Origin of the sequence: Janthinobacterium sp. UMAB-60 (assembly GCF_900095235.1) — a bacterium.
Lineage (GTDB): Bacteria > Pseudomonadota > Gammaproteobacteria > Burkholderiales > Burkholderiaceae_D > Janthinobacterium.
This window is the reverse complement of sequence record NZ_LT607507.1, coordinates 41,310-55,774: the sequence shown is the minus strand read 5'-3', so window position 1 is coordinate 55,774 and position 14,465 is coordinate 41,310. Positions and strand designations below refer to the sequence as shown.

The 14,465-nt window shown below is 62.5% G+C and carries 16 protein-coding genes; 9 read left to right on the top strand and 7 right to left on the bottom strand.

Going from position 1 to position 14,465, the window contains the following annotated elements; all coding sequences use genetic code 11:
• The 4 genes from K0F86_RS26455 to K0F86_RS26440 all read left to right on the top strand — a co-directional run.
• Window positions 1–638 (top strand): hypothetical protein (locus tag K0F86_RS26455; RefSeq protein WP_219137093.1); only part of this gene is annotated, 638 nt, incomplete at its 5' end.
• A gap of 209 nt (window positions 639–847) precedes the next feature.
• Window positions 848–1,417, top strand: a complete 570-nt coding sequence (locus K0F86_RS26450; RefSeq protein WP_219137092.1) for a DUF1439 domain-containing protein — start codon at window positions 848–850, stop codon at window positions 1,415–1,417.
• A 188-nt stretch (window positions 1,418–1,605) separates the two neighbouring features.
• Entirely contained in the window at window positions 1,606–1,980 is a 375-nt protein-coding gene (locus K0F86_RS26445) for a hypothetical protein (protein WP_219137091.1), read from the top strand.
• A gap of 118 nt (window positions 1,981–2,098) precedes the next feature.
• Entirely contained in the window at window positions 2,099–4,144 is a 2,046-nt protein-coding gene (locus tag K0F86_RS26440) for a M13 family metallopeptidase (protein WP_219137090.1), read from the top strand.
• Between the two features lie 34 nt (window positions 4,145–4,178).
• On the opposite strand, the gene fdx is transcribed toward K0F86_RS26440, so the two are convergent.
• The 3 genes from fdx to lpxO form a co-directional block, all read right to left on the bottom strand.
• Entirely contained in the window at window positions 4,179–4,511 is a 333-nt protein-coding gene (gene fdx / locus K0F86_RS26435) for an ISC system 2Fe-2S type ferredoxin (protein ID WP_219137089.1), read from the bottom strand.
• Between the two features lie 60 nt (window positions 4,512–4,571).
• A complete protein-coding gene (locus K0F86_RS26430; protein ID WP_219137088.1) occupies window positions 4,572–4,970 on the bottom strand; it encodes a DUF6331 family protein in 399 nt (132 codons plus the stop codon).
• Between the two features lie 83 nt (window positions 4,971–5,053).
• Window positions 5,054–5,953 (bottom strand): lipid A hydroxylase LpxO, encoded by a 900-nt coding sequence (gene lpxO / locus K0F86_RS26425; RefSeq protein WP_219137087.1) that lies wholly within the window; start codon window positions 5,951–5,953, stop codon window positions 5,054–5,056.
• A 144-nt stretch (window positions 5,954–6,097) separates the two neighbouring features.
• Here lpxO and K0F86_RS26420 point away from each other — a divergent pair, with 144 nt between their 5' ends.
• From K0F86_RS26420 to K0F86_RS26400, 5 genes are all read left to right on the top strand, one after another.
• Entirely contained in the window at window positions 6,098–6,523 is a 426-nt protein-coding gene (locus tag K0F86_RS26420; protein ID WP_219137086.1) for a hotdog fold thioesterase, read from the top strand.
• A 252-nt stretch (window positions 6,524–6,775) separates the two neighbouring features.
• A complete protein-coding gene (locus K0F86_RS26415; RefSeq protein ID WP_219137085.1) occupies window positions 6,776–8,356 on the top strand; it encodes a methyl-accepting chemotaxis protein in 1,581 nt (526 codons plus the stop codon).
• An 80-nt stretch (window positions 8,357–8,436) separates the two neighbouring features.
• Window positions 8,437–8,973, top strand: coding sequence for a CPBP family glutamic-type intramembrane protease (locus K0F86_RS26410; protein ID WP_219137084.1), 537 nt, complete (start codon window positions 8,437–8,439; stop codon window positions 8,971–8,973).
• Window positions 8,974–9,223: 250 nt separating this feature from the next.
• A complete protein-coding gene (locus K0F86_RS26405; RefSeq protein ID WP_219137083.1) occupies window positions 9,224–9,946 on the top strand; it encodes a hypothetical protein in 723 nt (240 codons plus the stop codon).
• A gap of 113 nt (window positions 9,947–10,059) precedes the next feature.
• Window positions 10,060–10,557 carry a VOC family protein gene (locus K0F86_RS26400; protein WP_374197330.1) on the top strand — a complete coding sequence of 166 codons (498 nt, stop codon included), beginning with the start codon at window positions 10,060–10,062 and terminating at the stop codon, window positions 10,555–10,557.
• Here K0F86_RS26400 and K0F86_RS26395 read toward each other — a convergent pair.
• The 4 genes from K0F86_RS26395 to K0F86_RS26380 form a co-directional block, all read right to left on the bottom strand.
• Window positions 10,554–11,162, bottom strand: coding sequence for a TonB-dependent siderophore receptor (locus K0F86_RS26395; protein WP_257572392.1), 609 nt, complete (start codon window positions 11,160–11,162; stop codon window positions 10,554–10,556). The two genes, K0F86_RS26400 and K0F86_RS26395, sit on opposite strands and share 4 nt — an antisense overlap.
• Window positions 11,096–13,006: a TonB-dependent receptor plug domain-containing protein gene (locus tag K0F86_RS26390; RefSeq protein WP_219137081.1), complete on the bottom strand. Its 1,911-nt coding sequence runs from the start codon at window positions 13,004–13,006 to the stop codon at window positions 11,096–11,098. Before K0F86_RS26390 ends, K0F86_RS26395 begins: the two co-directional genes overlap by 67 nt.
• A gap of 66 nt (window positions 13,007–13,072) precedes the next feature.
• Entirely contained in the window at window positions 13,073–14,032 is a 960-nt protein-coding gene (locus K0F86_RS26385; protein ID WP_219137080.1) for a FecR domain-containing protein, read from the bottom strand.
• 8 nt (window positions 14,033–14,040) lie between these two features.
• On the bottom strand, window positions 14,041–14,465 hold a 425-nt coding region (locus K0F86_RS26380; protein WP_219137079.1), incomplete at its 5' end, for a sigma-70 family RNA polymerase sigma factor.

The following is a 14,465-nucleotide window of genomic DNA, read 5'->3' as shown; positions in this document are numbered from 1 at the left end:
ATGAGGTGCATTTCCGCGATACGGCGCACGGCTTGCTGGCTTGGGCCGTGGCTACCCTGATCACCGTGGCCGTGCTGGCCGGCGGCACGCGCGCCGTGCTCAGCGGCGCCATCGATGCGGGCAGCGGCGTGGCGGCTGCTGTATCCCCGGCCGCAGCGGCTGGCGCCAAGGCGGGCGAGGGCGGCGGCAGCGTCAATCCGCTCGATTATTTCTCGGACATGCTGCTGCGCGCCGCGCCCGCTGCCGCCACCGGCACGCCAGCGATGGCGAACCCCGGCGTGACGCTCGCTGACCAGCGCGTGGAAATCGGCAAGATCTTCGCCACGGGCCTGTCCACGGGCAGCCTGGCCGCCGATGACCGCGCCTACCTGGGCCAGGTCGTGGCCAGCCGCACGGGCTTGACGCAGGCTGAAGCGGAAGCGCGGGTCGACGCCGTCTACGCCCGCGCCGCCAAGGCCGCCGCCGATGCCAAGGTGAAAGCACAGCAAGCGGCCGACACGGCGCGCAAGGCCGGCGCCCACACGGCCCTGTGGATGTTCGTCGCCTTGCTGCTCGGTGCTTTCGTCGCCAGCCTGGCCGCAACGTTCGGCGGCCGCCAGCGTGACCACGAGCGCGTGCTGCGCCACGTCACCATCTGAACCCCCCACCATAAAATCAAGGAGTCTGCCATGCGTTCCATCCTCTTGCTGCTTCTGGGCATCCCATTGCCCATCGTCATACTGATCGCCCTGTTCGTCCGCTGACAAGGCAAACACAAAAGCCGGCGCCCGCTGCAAGGTGGGCGCCGGCTTTTGCGTGAAAGCGGGCGCATGTGTAAGATGGCGCCATCTTTCCACCGAGACTATCCATGAATGTGACTGCCATCCGTCCCTTGCTGAAAACCGCCGCCATCGCCGCCTTTGCCTGCACCATGCTGGCCGCGTGTTCCACCCTGATCGGCCCGCGCGACGTGAATGTGTCGCTAAGCAAGATGCAGCAAGGCCTGGAGCGCCGCTTTCCCATCGACAAGCGCGTGCTGTCCGTGCTGGACGTCAAGCTGACGCATCCGCAACTGTCCTTGCAGCCCGAGCGCGAAAGAGTCGCCCTCAGCGTGGACGCCAGCGTCCTGCCGCCGTTCATCCGCCAGAGCTGGCGCGGCAGCCTGGCCATGTCGGGCCGCCTCGTGCTCGACCCCCAGCGCAATGCCGTCTACCTGAGCGAAGCGAGCGTGGACAAGGTCACCATCGATGGCATGGACGAGTCGCAGCAGCGCCAGTTCGCCAAGGTGGCCAGCCTGGTGGCCGACCAGCTCATGCATGAAACGCCGATCTACACCTTCAAGCCTGACGAACTGCGCTATGCGGGCGTGCAATTCGTGCCGACGCAGATCAGGACCACGGGCAACGGGCTGACGGTGACGTTCGAGCCGGTGAAGTAGGGGCAGGCTCTGTCATCGCCGTACAGAGCAACCTCCGTGAACTCCCTGCGACAAGCATCGATATTTATTGCGCTATAGTAATATTTATTCTGTATCCGCTGGACGCCGAACACAAGGCGGCCGCCGCCGCCACCGCGTTTGTCGACAACAAGGGGGCCAATCCGTTTGCGGGCTTGTCGCGCGAGCAATTGGCCACCATCACGCACGACGACAGCGGGACGTTTACCATCAACGAGCGCCGCGCCGCCTTTACGCAGGCCTACGATGAAGAGCAGGCCTGGCGCAGCCAAGTCGTGGCGCAAGCGATGGCGGAATACAATAGCACCGGCAAGATGACCAATTTCTTCAAATCGGTGCTGGGGCATTTCAATGCATTGCCGCAGCTTGAGCAAGCGCAATATCCTGCCAATTATGCGAGCGACCTGGAAGACAAGATCAAGCTCGATTTTAACTATTTCAATCATGCGGCCGGCAATGGTGGGCCTACGCCGGGTTCGCTTGCGGACATGCAAAAAAATCAGGATAAAAAAGGCCTGGATCTGTTTGATCTGCTGATCCGCTGATCCCTGGGATTGTTCAACTGTCATTGTTGCTCGCTGGAAGGCCAACTATAATCCTGCCTCCCATGCCTGGACACAGCATGTTCTCCAACATGAAGTTAAAACAATTAAAGGAATCTTCGTGAAACGTTCACTCATCAGCGCCGCCTGTTGCGCCTTGCTCGCCTTATCTTCGCCGTCGCTGTACGCCCAAGCCAGCAATGCTGCCGCGCCCGTCTCCGGCATCGACCTGAAAACCCTGGACCCGGCAGTCAGTCCCCGCGATGATTTCTACGGCTACGTCAACGGCGTCTGGACCCGCAATACGGACATTCCGGCCGACAAATCCGTCTGGGGCACGTATATCGAATTGCGCGAAATCGCCCAAGGTCAACTGCGCGGCCTGATCGACGCCACCGTCAAGAACCCCGGCAAGCCCGGCAGCGAAGCGCACAAGATCGCCGACCTGTACACGAGTTTCATGAATGACAAGGCGCGCGATGCGGCCGGCTTCAAGCCCCTGAAGGCCGAACTGGCCCGCGTCGCCAGCTTGAAAGACAAGCAAGACTTGCCGGCGCTGCTGGCCTACCTGCAAGGCAATGGCGTTGCGACGCCGTTTTCCGCCTATGTGGCGCCCGATGCGCAAGACCCCGAAGGCTACACGGTCAACATCAGCCAGTCGGGCCTGGGCTTGCCTGACCGCGATTATTATCTGAAGGACGACGACGCCAAGCTGCAAGCCGTGCGCGCCAAGTACCTCAAGCATATCGAAACCATGCTGGCCATGAGCGGCGACCAGGCCGCCGCCGACCACGCGGCGCAGATCCTCGACCTCGAAACGCGTTTGGCGGCCGTGCAGTGGACGCGCGTGCAGATGCGCGACCCCGTCAAGTCGTACAACCGCGTCGATTTCGACAAATTCAGCGCACTGGCGCCGGCCTTCGACTGGAAAGCCTACTTTGCCGCCGCCGGTCTGGCGAAAAAGGAAACCTCTGCCGTGGTGCGCCAGCCCAGCTTCCTCAGCGGTTTTTCCGAGACCGTGGCCGCCGTGCCGCTGGCATCGTGGAAGAGCTATCTGAACTGGCGCATCATCGAAAGCTATGCGTCCTACCTGGACAGCGCCACCGTCAAGGAGCGTTTCGCCTTCGACGGCACGGTGCTGCGCGGCGTGCCGCAAAGCGAACCGCAGTGGCAGCTGGCGCTGCGCTTCACGGATAACGCCATCAGCGACGCCGTCGGCAAGCGCTACGTGGCCATGTATCTGCCGCCCGAAACGAAGCCGCGCGTGATGGCCATGTTCGACAATTTCGTCGCCTCGTTCAAGGAGGGCATCGAGCAGCTCGACTGGATGGGCCCGGAAACCAAGAAGGAAGCCCAGCTCAAGCTGGCCGCCCTGAAGCCGAAGATCGCCTACCCCGATACCTGGCGCGACTACAGCAGCATGCAGACGCGACCGAACGACCTGATCGCCAACGTGCGGGCCGCGCGCGCGTGGAGCCGCCAGCAAAACCTGGCCAAACTGGGCAAACCGGTCGACCGCGACGAATGGTCGATGACGCCGCAAACCGTCAACGCCAGCTACAGCCCGGCCCTGAATGCCATCACGATCCCAGCGGCCATCTTGCAACCGCCATTTTTCAACGTGAAAGCGGAAGACGCCGTCAATTACGGCTTGCTGGGCATCACCTTCGGCCATGAAATCAGCCATGCCTTTGACGATTCGGGTAGTCAATATGATGCCAAGGGCCGCTTGCGCAACTGGTGGACGGCAGAGGACCGTACGGCCTTCAAGGCGCTGGCAGCTGGGCTCGTCAAGCAATATGGCGCCTACAGCCCTGTGCCGGGCTATCACATCAATGGCGAGCTGACCCTGGGTGAGAACATCGGCGACAATTCCGGCCTGTCGATCACCTACAAGGCGTACCAGCGTTCCTTGAACGGCAAGCCGTCGCCAGTCATCGATGGCTTGACGGGCGAACAGCGCCTGTACATCGGCTTTGCGCAGAAGTGGCGCGCGAAACTGCGTCCCGAAGCGGCCATCGCGCAGATCAAGAGCGACCCCCATTCGCCGGGCGAATTCCGCGCCAAGGGCACGGTCAAAAACCAGCCCGGCTTCTATGAAGCGTTCGGCATCAAGCCGGGCGACCCGATGTATCTGCCGCCCGAGCAGCGCGTGATCATGTGGTAAGCATGGCCAGGTAAGCAGGCCGCCACGCCCGGGACTATTCTTTGGCGTGGTTGAGGGTGTACCTGGGCAGTTCGACCGTCAGGTCTTCCTGCGCCAGGCGCGCCTGGCACGACAGGCGCGAGTGGGGCTGCAAGCCCCAGGCCTGGTCGAGCATGTCTTCCTCATTGTCGCCCAACTCATTGAGCGTATCAAAACCCCGCACCACGACCACGTGGCAGGTGGAACAGGCGCCCACCTGGCCGCAGGCGTGTTCCATGTCAATGTTGTTGAGCAGTAATGCATCGCAGATGCTCATTTTCTCGGGCGCGTCGAACACGGCGCCGTCGGGGGCCAGCTCGGGATGGGGCAGGACGGTGATGGTGGGCATACGGGATTCTCCTTGAGTTCCTTGAATACCGTTACCTTGGACCTTCCCGCCTTGGCAAGGTCAAGTCCCTGCGCAATCCTGCGCGGTGATGCAATCGTCGAGATGATCGAGCAATTGCAAAAACACGCGTTTATCGGCCACGTGATTCATCGTGGCACTCGTCAAGACATCGCTGGTCGCCGCCGTCACGGCGGCCTTGGCCCCCATGCAGGCGGCATGCATGTGCGCGCGATCCAGTTCCAGCAGCGCCGTAGCGACACCTTCGCGCGTGAAGTCGTAGGCATCCATGCCGCAGCAGCCGGCCACGCAATGGGTTTCCAGGCGGCAGATCAGCGGCCATAGCCCATCCAGCATGGCATCGATGTCGATCGCCTGGGCATAGCGGCCGTCAAGATCGATGAATTCGATCCAGGCGTCGTCGCCGATCTGGATAGCGTACTGGCGGTCGCGTTCGGTCATTTCTTCAGATTTTCCTGGTCAGTGGCATCGCATGATAAAAAAAACCGCCCGAAGGCGGTTTGATCGAACAGGCAAGGGCGGTACTAGATGAAGTAGATCAGCGCGATCACGCCCACGACGAGGGCCACGCGGGTGAGCTGGTAGGCCGTCTTGTTCCACGCCTTGAAGCGGCGGCGGTACTGGCCCATGGTCCAGGAAATCTGGAACAATTTACTCACGCCGCCCACCTGGTCGCCCAGCTCGTTGGGCGAGGCGGCGGCCGTCATCAGGGTGCGGCCCAGCCAGCGGTTCAATCCTTGCGCCCAGCGGTAGCGCATCGGGCGTTCGATGTCGCAGAACAGGATGATGCGGTCGCTGTCGGCATCGTTGCGGGCCCAGTGGATATACGTTTCATCGAACATCACGGCCTGGCCGTCGCGCCAGCTGTGGCGTTCGCCATCGACGTCGATGAAGCAGCGGTCGTCGTTCGGCGTCTGCAAGCCCAGGTGGTAGCGCAGCGAACCGGCGAACGGGTCGCGGTGCGGGTTGAGCTTGCCGCCTTGCGGCAGTTCCGCGAACATGGCCGCCTTGATCGAGGGAATCGATTGCAGCAGCGCATAGGTTTGCGGACACATTTGCTGCGCCGACGGGTGGTTCGCGTCATACCATTTCAGGTAGAAACGCTTCCAGCCATACTTGAAGAAGGAGTTGAAACCCACGTCATTGTTCTTTTCGGCCGCCTTGATCTTTTTCATTTCCTGCATGCGCAGCGCTTCATCGCGGATGATTTGCCAGTTCTGCTGCAGCGGCGCCAGTTCCGGAAATTGATCGACGGAAAGATATGGCGTGGCCGGCACCTTGGAAAAGGTGTGCATGAACAGGTTCAGCGGCGCCATGAACGAGGAGTGATCGAAGATCTGGCGGCGAAACGGCAGGCGCACCTTGCCCCGAAAATGAATATGTAAAACAGAAAACACAAAAATGCCCAGCAAGGCCCACTTCATACACAACCTCGTTTTTTAAGAATGGAGCAATTATAACCAGTTAATGTCCGTGTCACCCCATGCCATGCTGAAGGAAGGATGAAGCAGCGCGCGCGTGCCGGCTGCCCTACAATGGTTTTTTCTCCCCACTTATCCGAGGTAATCATGGAAATCTGGCACGCACCGCTCGACCTGGCAACGCTCAACGCCGCCAGCGAGGGCACGGCCATGCGCCACCTGGGCATCGCATTCACGGCCTTTGGCCCCGACTGGATCGAGGCGACCATGCCCGTCGACCACCGCACCATGCAGCCTTTTAAACTGCTGCATGGCGGCGCTTCCGTTCTGCTGGCCGAGACCCTGGGCAGCATGGCCGCGAATGCCTGCCTGGATCATCGCCGCCATGTCAGCGTGGGGCAGGAAATCAACGCCAACCACGTGCGCGGCGTGCGCGGCGGCCACGTGACGGGGCGCGCCACGCCGATACACCGGGGCCGCAGCAGCCAGGTCTGGGAAATCCGCATCGTCGACGACGACGGCAAACTGTGCTGCATCTCGCGCATCACCATGGCCGTCATCGACGCTCCTTGACTTGCATCAAGGCATTAAAAGCGAACGCGTGAAATCATCCATAACGCTGTTCGCTTATAATTCAGTGTGCTGTTGTATGGCGTGGGGTGTCTCCCGCACGCCTGCATTGCCCGAAATTAAAAGCTGACTGCCCAAAAAACGCCAGTTAGAGACCCATCCTGCACCATGCGGGAAAGGCAGCACGACGGCGAGCAGATCGCTGGTTCTAGCGTAACCGGCAACAATCAACTTTATTACAGGGTAATAACAACAATGATGTCATTCAATCGTTTGACGATAGGCGCGCGCCTGAGCGCAGGCTTCGGGCTGCTGGTCTTGCTCATGCTGGTGCTGGCCGCCTTCGCGCTGTTGCGCATCGGCGCCATCTCCGGCGCCATGGATGCGCAAGAAAAAGTGCAACTGGAAAAACTCGAACCCCTGTACGTGGCGCGCGAAGCGCTCGACCAGACGGGCCTGGCCGCCCGCAACGCGTATATCTTCCATGACCTGGCCGCCGCCGAAAAAGAGCTGGCCATCCTCGACAGCCAGAAGGCGCTGTACCTGGACGCGCTGGCGAAGCTGGCGCCGCAGTTCGCCGGCGATGCCCAGTTCGAGAAAGTCAGCACGGGCCTGAAAACCATGGCGCAGCAACTGCAGCGTCCGCGCCAGTTCCGCGCCACGGGGCAGATGGAGCAGTACGGCACCTTCCTCGTCGATGAATGCAGCCCGTTGCGGCGCCAGATCGTCGCCGACATCGATGCCGTCCTGAAAAACGTGCAGCGCGAATCGGAGCAGGCCAGCGTGGCCGCGCGCGCCATCTACGGCCAGTCGCTGCGCTGGATCGGCGTGCTGGCCGCGCTCAGCGTGCTCATTTGCATTGCGGTCGCCACCGTCATCACGCGGGGATTGCTGCGCCAGCTGGGCGGCGAACCCGCATATGCGGCCTCGATCGCCGGGCGCATCGCGCTGGGCGAACTGGCCATCGACGTGCACACGCGCGATGGCGACGACAGCAGCCTGCTGTTTGCGATCAAGACCATGCGCGACAACCTGGCCGCCATCGTCGGCAAGGTGCGCCTCGGTACGGAAAGCATCGCCACGGCCTCGACCGAGATCGCTTCGGGCAACCGCGACCTGTCGCAGCGCACGGAGCAGCAGGCCGGTTCGCTCGAAGAAGTGGCGTCGTCGATGGAAGAACTGATTTCCACCGTGCGCCAGAATGCGGACAACGCCCAGCAGGCAAACCGCCTGGCGCGCGAAGCGTCCACCGTGTCGGAGCAGGGCGGCAAGGCGGTGGCCGAAGTGGTGCATACCATGGGCCTGATCAATGCCTCGTCGAACAAGATCGTCGACATCATCGGCGTAATCGACAGCATCGCCTTCCAGACCAATATCCTGGCCCTGAACGCGGCCGTGGAAGCGGCGCGCGCCGGTGAGCAGGGGCGCGGCTTTGCCGTGGTCGCCACCGAGGTGCGCAGCCTGGCACAGCGTTCCGCCGCCGCCGCGCGCGAAATCAAGACCCTGATCGACGATTCCGTCAGCAAGGTGGGCACGGGCACGGTGCTCGTCGAGCAGGCGGGCGCCACCATGCATGAGGTGGTGGCCGGCATCGGCAGGGTGACGGGCATCATGGCCGAGATCAGCCACGCCACGCAGGAGCAGGGCGCCGGCATCGAGCAAGTCAACCGCGCCATCGTCGACATGGACCGCGTCACCCAGCAAAACGCGGCCCTGGTGGAACAGGCGGCCGCCGCCGCGCACGAACTGCAGCAGCAGGCGGCGCAGCTGGAACAGGAAGTGGGCATCTTCAAACTGGCCCAGCTGGCCAGCGGTCCTTTGCGCCTGGCGGCCTGAGGCCGCTCGCACTGCAGCGCGGCGCGCCAAGCGCCATATTCCGCGCTACAATGAGAGCTGGATCACCGCCAGGACTTCTCATGCAAGTGCGCAGCAGCCACGATCTATCCAGCCCGGACGACGACCAGCCGGCGCCGCCCGTGCTGCAGCTGGCCCTTGCCGGCCTGGGCTGGGGTTTACTCACCTGCATGTTGTGCTTTGCCATCCTGTTCCTCACCAAATGGCTGTTGCCGCCCGCATACTGGGGCGCGCTCACGGGCCTGGCCAAGTTCAAGCACGAAATGTCGCTGCCCCTGCTGGTGTTCTGGGTCGTCATCTATTCTCCCATCCTGGAAACCTTCCTCGGCCAACTGCTGCCGCTGGAAATCCTCAAGCGCCTGGGCGCCAGCCGCCAGCTGAGCATTTTCATCGGCGCCATCCTGTGGGCCATCGTGCATTTCATCAGCGGCGGCTTGCTGCACGCCATCGTTGCGCTGGGCTCGGGCGCCATGTTCAGCTTTGTCTACCTGCGTTACCGTGCTCCCGGCGTGGCTGTTGCCTATGCGACAACGACATTTTCCCGCGCCTGCAACAACATCGCCATCCTCGTCGCCGTGTTCTACGGCCTCGATGCCTAAGTAATCCTCAGGAAATTATTGTGAAATTATGATGAACAGAACCGGATGCTATGCAAGGCGCCTGCTGCGACGCAGTGCGAGCACTGCTAGCAGTAAGCAACGCCGCAGAGCGCCGGTTATGGAAGTCAGAAATCACAATAATTTATTGGGGGTTACTTATTTTTCAATATTTTTCGTGAGATGATGGTGGCGGCATTCTGGCCTGTGGAAAGTATGCGGTTCCAGTGAAACACTTTATCCTTACGTGAACATGAAAAACTTTCTAATCTTCCTTGTGTTTGCTTTGAATGTATCAGTCGTTCAGGCGGGGAAAACAACGCAAATCTATCTTGATAATGGCGAATTGAACTACGTCGGGGAAATTTCACAAGCTGGAAATATAGAGCTATTCGAATTATTCGAGTCGCTGGACAAAAAACCGGCAATACTGTCGATACGTAGCAAGGGTGGCAATACGGATTCTGGCATCGCACTAGGCACCTGGATCCATGCGCGTGGTCTTACGGTCAAGGTAATGGAGTATTGTTTTTCTTCCTGCGCCAATTATGTGTTCACGGCCGCATCTCACAAAATCGTCAGTAACTTCGCTGTCATCGGATATCACGGCGGACTTGGCAGCAGTCATTTTGGACTCGATGCGGAACAGGAAGCCAGGTTCGCTGCAATGCCGGTAGCCGAACAAGCCGCCGCCCGCACAATTTTTGATGATTCAATCCGGCAGATGGTAGAACTTAAACGGCAAGAGGAACGGAAATTCTTTGCGCTGATAAAGGTTAATCAGGAAATTACTACCTTGGGGCAAGCTCCTCAATATGTGCAGCGCTATGGAAGTGACGACCGTTTTCTGGGATGGACTTTTTCAGTGGACGGTTTTGCAAAGCTGGGCGTATCGAATATCCGTGTGATCTATCCTCCCTGGCGAGCAAAATTCATCAATTCAGATTTTTCTGTATTTGTCATTGATGTCATTTGACGCAATGCCTGCCCGCAGCGCACATTGCGCGCCATGACGGCGACAAATTGACTATGATTGGTAGCCGGCCTTCCCGCGCGGGAAGGCGTTCCTTTTCGGACGAGGGAGACATCATGCACAGCGTACAAAAGATTACCCCATGTTTATGGTTCAACGGCAACGCCGAGGCGGCGGCCCGGTTTTATACGGAAATATTTCCTAATTCAAGGGTCGGCCAGATCCTGCGCTACGGCGCGGAGGGCAAGGAAATCCACGGCCAGGAGCCGGGCAGCGTGCTGACGGTGGCCTTCGAACTCGATGGCCAGACGTTTACGGGCTTGAATGGCGGGCCCCTGTTCCAGTTTTCCGAGGCCATCTCGTTCCAGGTCAACTGCGAAACCCAGGATGAGGTCGACCACTACTGGAACCTGCTGTCCCGGGGCGGGCCGCCGGAAGCCCAGCAATGCAGCTGGCTCAAGGACCAGTTCGGGGTATCGTGGCAAATCGTGCCCACCCTCATGATCCGCCTGCTGACGGACCCCGATCCCGTCAAGGCCGGGCGCGTGATGAAAGCCATGATGGGCATGAAAAAGATCGACATCGACGAGATCAAGCGGGCTTACGCCGGTTAGAAGCTGGCCCGCAAGGTCAGCTGCGCGTTGCGCGGATCGCCATAATAGCCGCTGCCGTACAGGCCGTAACCACTGTAATAGCGCTTGTCGAAGACATTATTGAGGTTCAGCACGGCACTGAGCCGCTTGCTGAACTCGTAGCGCGCCATCAGTCCCGCCACGCCAAAGCTGCCTTCGTCGGCGCGTGCCGGCACGTCGCCCGCCAGGACGGTGTGGTAATACGTCCGGCCCTGCCAGTTGACATTGCCGCCCACGCTCAAGCGGCGCCAGTCGCCGCCCAGGCGGTAGCTGGTCGCCAGCTTGAAGCTGCGTTCGGGACGCGTCGTATCGATGCGCTGGCCATCCTTGTCGCGCGGGCGGCTGAACGTCGCTCCCGCCTGCACCTGCCAGCCAGGCAACAGCTGGCCTGCCACTTCCAGTTCCACACCGCGCGTGGTGGTGCCATCGATGGGCCGGTAGACTTCCCGTTCGTTGGCGTCCGTGCCCACGTAATCGGCCAGGTTATCTTGCTTGATATGAAATACGGCCAGGCTGGCGTTCAGCTTGCGCTCGAAAAACTCGCCCTTGATGCCGCTTTCCCAGGACTTGCCCGTGGTGGGCGGCAGCGCCCTGGCATTGGCGTCGCTGACCGATTGCGGCTCGAAGATGCTGGCATAGCTGAGATANNNNCGGCGCCCGCATACGGCACCAGCCGGTGTTTTTCCTTCGCGTCGTCGCGGCCCGTGTCGCCCGAGCCATAGATCAGCTCGCCCGTGCGTTCATAGCTGTTGAGGCGGCTGCCGACGATCAGCGACAAGCCATCGGCCGGCCTGAAGCGCGCAGCGCCATACGCCGCATATTCCTTGAAGCTGTATTGTTGCGTCTGGCTGACGGCCATGCTCGACGGCAGGGCCACGTTGTTATTCCAGTGGCGGTAGTCGATTTCCACATTGCCGCCGCGATAAGCCACGTAGTCGGACTTGCGGTGACTGGCGTTGACGCCCAGCACCAGTTCATGCTGGCGGCCCAGCCACTGGAATGGTCCCGTGGCGTAGGCATCGAGCGAATTGCTGTCGATGGCATAGGTTTTTGCGCCGCGCTGCACGGTGGCCAGGCCCGTCGCTGAATCCGGATAGGGACCCCAACTGATGATGTTCGCTTGCAACTGGTCCGTATCGCCCTTCCAGTGGCTCGCTTCCGCCTTCACTTGCCAGCCATTGTCGAACAGGTGCTCGGCGGCCGCGAACACGCGCGTGCTGGTGCTGCCCGCGTCCGTCCAGCGCGCTGCGGGGTTGAAGGCGCGCTCGAACCGCGTGCGGCTGCCATCCGTGTAGAACAGGGGATTCTGACCGAAGGACGAGCCCTTTGAATCGATTTTCTGGTAGTCGATGCCCGCCAGCACGCGCGTGCGCGGCGTCAAATCCGCTTCGATGACGCCGTACACCACGCTCTTGTTCTGCTGGTAATAGTCGATGTAGGAGCCATGATCCTGGTGCGCGGCCACCAGGCGCGCGCGCACGGAAGCGTCCGCATTCAGGGGGCCGGAGACATCGGCTTCCGCGCGGTAGCGGTCCCAGCTGCCGATGCCCGCCTGCGCGTATGCCTGGAACTGGCGCGTGGGTTTCTTGCGCACCAGGTTGACGGCGCCGGCGGGGCTGCCGGCGCCGCTCATCAGGCCATTTGCGCCGCGCACCACTTCCACCCTGTCGTAGATAGCCATGTCGCGGATGCCCAGGCCGTTCGAATTGGTGCTGAAGTCGAAGGTGGGCACGCCGTCGTACTGGAAACTGTTCAGGCTGAAGCCGCGCGCATAGTAGTTGTAGCGCTCCGTATCGTCGTGCGAAACGGTCACGCCCGGCGTTTGCTGCAGCACGTCGGCCAGGCTGAGGACACCCTGGTCATCCATCTGCTGGCGCGTGATGACGGTCAGCGATTGCGGCGTTTCGCGTGGAGACAGGGTAAAACGCGTGGCCGTGCCGGCCAGCGCCGCCGCATACGCGCCGCTGCCTTCCGTTTCCAGCGCCGGCTCGCCGCCGGCCGTGACCGTGATTTCTGCCAGTTGCTGCGCGCCATCCGCCGCATTCACTGACCTGGGCAGTGGACGCAGGACGAAATCGTTGGGCGCCAGTTGCAGCGCCGCCAGGCCGCTGCCGGCCAGCAGCGCATCGAGGCCGGCCGCGACACCGTAATTGCCGGACAGGCCGGCCGTGCGCAGGCCGCGCACCTCGCTCGCCTGGTAGGTGAGCGTCAGGTTCGCCGTGCGCGCCAGCTGTTCCAGCGCCGCATCGAGCGGGCCGGCGGCGATCTGCAGGGCATGGACGGCGCTGTCGCTGCTGGCCCGGGGCTGGTTTTGCTGGGCCAGGACGGGTGCCGCGCCGAGCAGCAGCAGGGTGCTGGCGACGGCGCCAGCCAGGCGGGAACGGACGGGAGCGGGGAAGGGCCGAGGGCGGGGCAGGAAAGATGGGGTCATATATCGCTATCATTTGAGTGGTATCAAGCTGTATGCCGTGCGGCCAGCCCGATCCCCTCATCTTTTTTACGCTTTTTTCAGCGTTACCCAGAAGCGCGTGCGGTACACGGCCACGATGGGCTGCGTCTGCAGCAGCACGCGCAGGGCCCGCTCGGGATCGTCCAGCTGGAAGATGCCGGACACGGGCAGCTGGGCGATATCGGTATCGCACAGCAGCAAACCATGCCGGTGGCGCGCCAGTTCGGCCACCAGCTGGCCCAGGGGCATGTCGCGCGCGGCGATCACGCCATCGAGCCAGGCGGCCGGATCGTCATGGGCCGGCTCGCGCCAGATGCGCGCGCCATCCGTCAGGACGCCGTCGCCTGCCTGCACCAGCAAGGGCCGGGCCGCGCTTGCGGCTGCCTGCAGCTGCACCGCGTGTTCTTGCACGGCCAGGCGCGTCAGCATGGCATCAGCGCCCTCGGCAACAGCGAGGCGGCGCACCGTGAAACGCGTGCCCAGCGCCAGCATGCGCGCTTCGCCCGTGTCGACGAGAAACGGCCGGCGCTGCGGGTCGGCTTGCGTGGTGATGGCAATGTCGCCATGCAGCAAGGTCAGCAGCCGTTGCGCGCTATCGAAGCGCAGCCTGACGGCCGTGCCCGCATTCAGCTGCAGCAAGCTGCCGTCCGGCAGGCGCACGGCCAGGCGCTGCCCTGTGCCCGTGCGGTAGTCGGCGCGCGTGTCGATGGCGAACCAGGCGGCCGTGCCGGCAAAGCCGATGCCGGCCAGCACTTTCAGCGCCTGGCGGCGCTGGCGGCGGCGCGCCAGACTGATGTCGAGGGTGGCGCGGCTCGCTTCCGGCGGCAAGCCCGAGAACTGGCTGCCGATGGCGGCGAGGCGCTGCCATGCCTGTTCGTGGCCGGGGTCGGCATCGCGCCAGCGCTGCAGCGAGTGCAGGGCGTCCGGGGTGGCGCCATGCATCTGCAAGCGCACGGCCCAGGCGATGGCTTGCTCCACGGGGTCTTCCGGCAAGGCAGCGGCCGTCACTGGAAATGTCACTGGAAATAGACGCGGTAGCAGGCGCGCCAGGCGCTGGCCAGGTCGCGCTCGACGGTGGCCAGCGAGACATCGAGCCTGGCGGCGATGGCGGGACCCGTCAAGCCGTCCAGCTGGGCCAGCAAAAAGGCCCGCCTGGCGCGCGGCTTGAGGGCGTCGAGCGCCGTATCGAGGCGCACCAGGGTGTCGATCACCAGCAGCCGTGTTTCGGGCGACGGCGCCGTCTGCTCGGGCAGGGCGGCCAGTGCCTGCAGGTAGGCGTATTCCACGTCGCGGCGCCGGTAATGGTCGATCACCAGGCCTTGCGCGATGCGCGTCAGGTAGGCGCGCGGTTCGCGCAGGGCGGGCTGCGGCCGGTTGCGCCGCTGCAGCAGGCGCATGAAGGTGTCGTGCGCCACGTCGGCCGCATCGGCGCCGCAACCCA

What these genes read in the sequence shown, in the direction of transcription:
- K0F86_RS26450 (WP_219137092.1), top strand. Translation starts at nt 848, where the DNA reads ATGAATGTGACTGCCATCCGTCCCTTGCTGAAAACCGCCGCCATCGCC.
- fdx (WP_219137089.1), bottom strand. Translation starts at nt 4,511, where the DNA reads ATGCCCACCATCACCGTCCTGCCCCATCCCGAGCTGGCCCCCGACGGC.
- K0F86_RS26430 (WP_219137088.1), bottom strand. Translation starts at nt 4,970, where the DNA reads ATGACCGAACGCGACCGCCAGTACGCTATCCAGATCGGCGACGACGCC.
- lpxO (WP_219137087.1), bottom strand. Translation starts at nt 5,953, where the DNA reads ATGAAGTGGGCCTTGCTGGGCATTTTTGTGTTTTCTGTTTTACATATT.
- K0F86_RS26420 (WP_219137086.1), top strand. Translation starts at nt 6,098, where the DNA reads ATGGAAATCTGGCACGCACCGCTCGACCTGGCAACGCTCAACGCCGCC.
- K0F86_RS26415 (WP_219137085.1), top strand. Translation starts at nt 6,776, where the DNA reads ATGATGTCATTCAATCGTTTGACGATAGGCGCGCGCCTGAGCGCAGGC.
- K0F86_RS26410 (WP_219137084.1), top strand. Translation starts at nt 8,437, where the DNA reads ATGCAAGTGCGCAGCAGCCACGATCTATCCAGCCCGGACGACGACCAG.
- K0F86_RS26405 (WP_219137083.1), top strand. Translation starts at nt 9,224, where the DNA reads ATGAAAAACTTTCTAATCTTCCTTGTGTTTGCTTTGAATGTATCAGTC.
- K0F86_RS26400 (WP_374197330.1), top strand. Translation starts at nt 10,060, where the DNA reads ATGCACAGCGTACAAAAGATTACCCCATGTTTATGGTTCAACGGCAAC.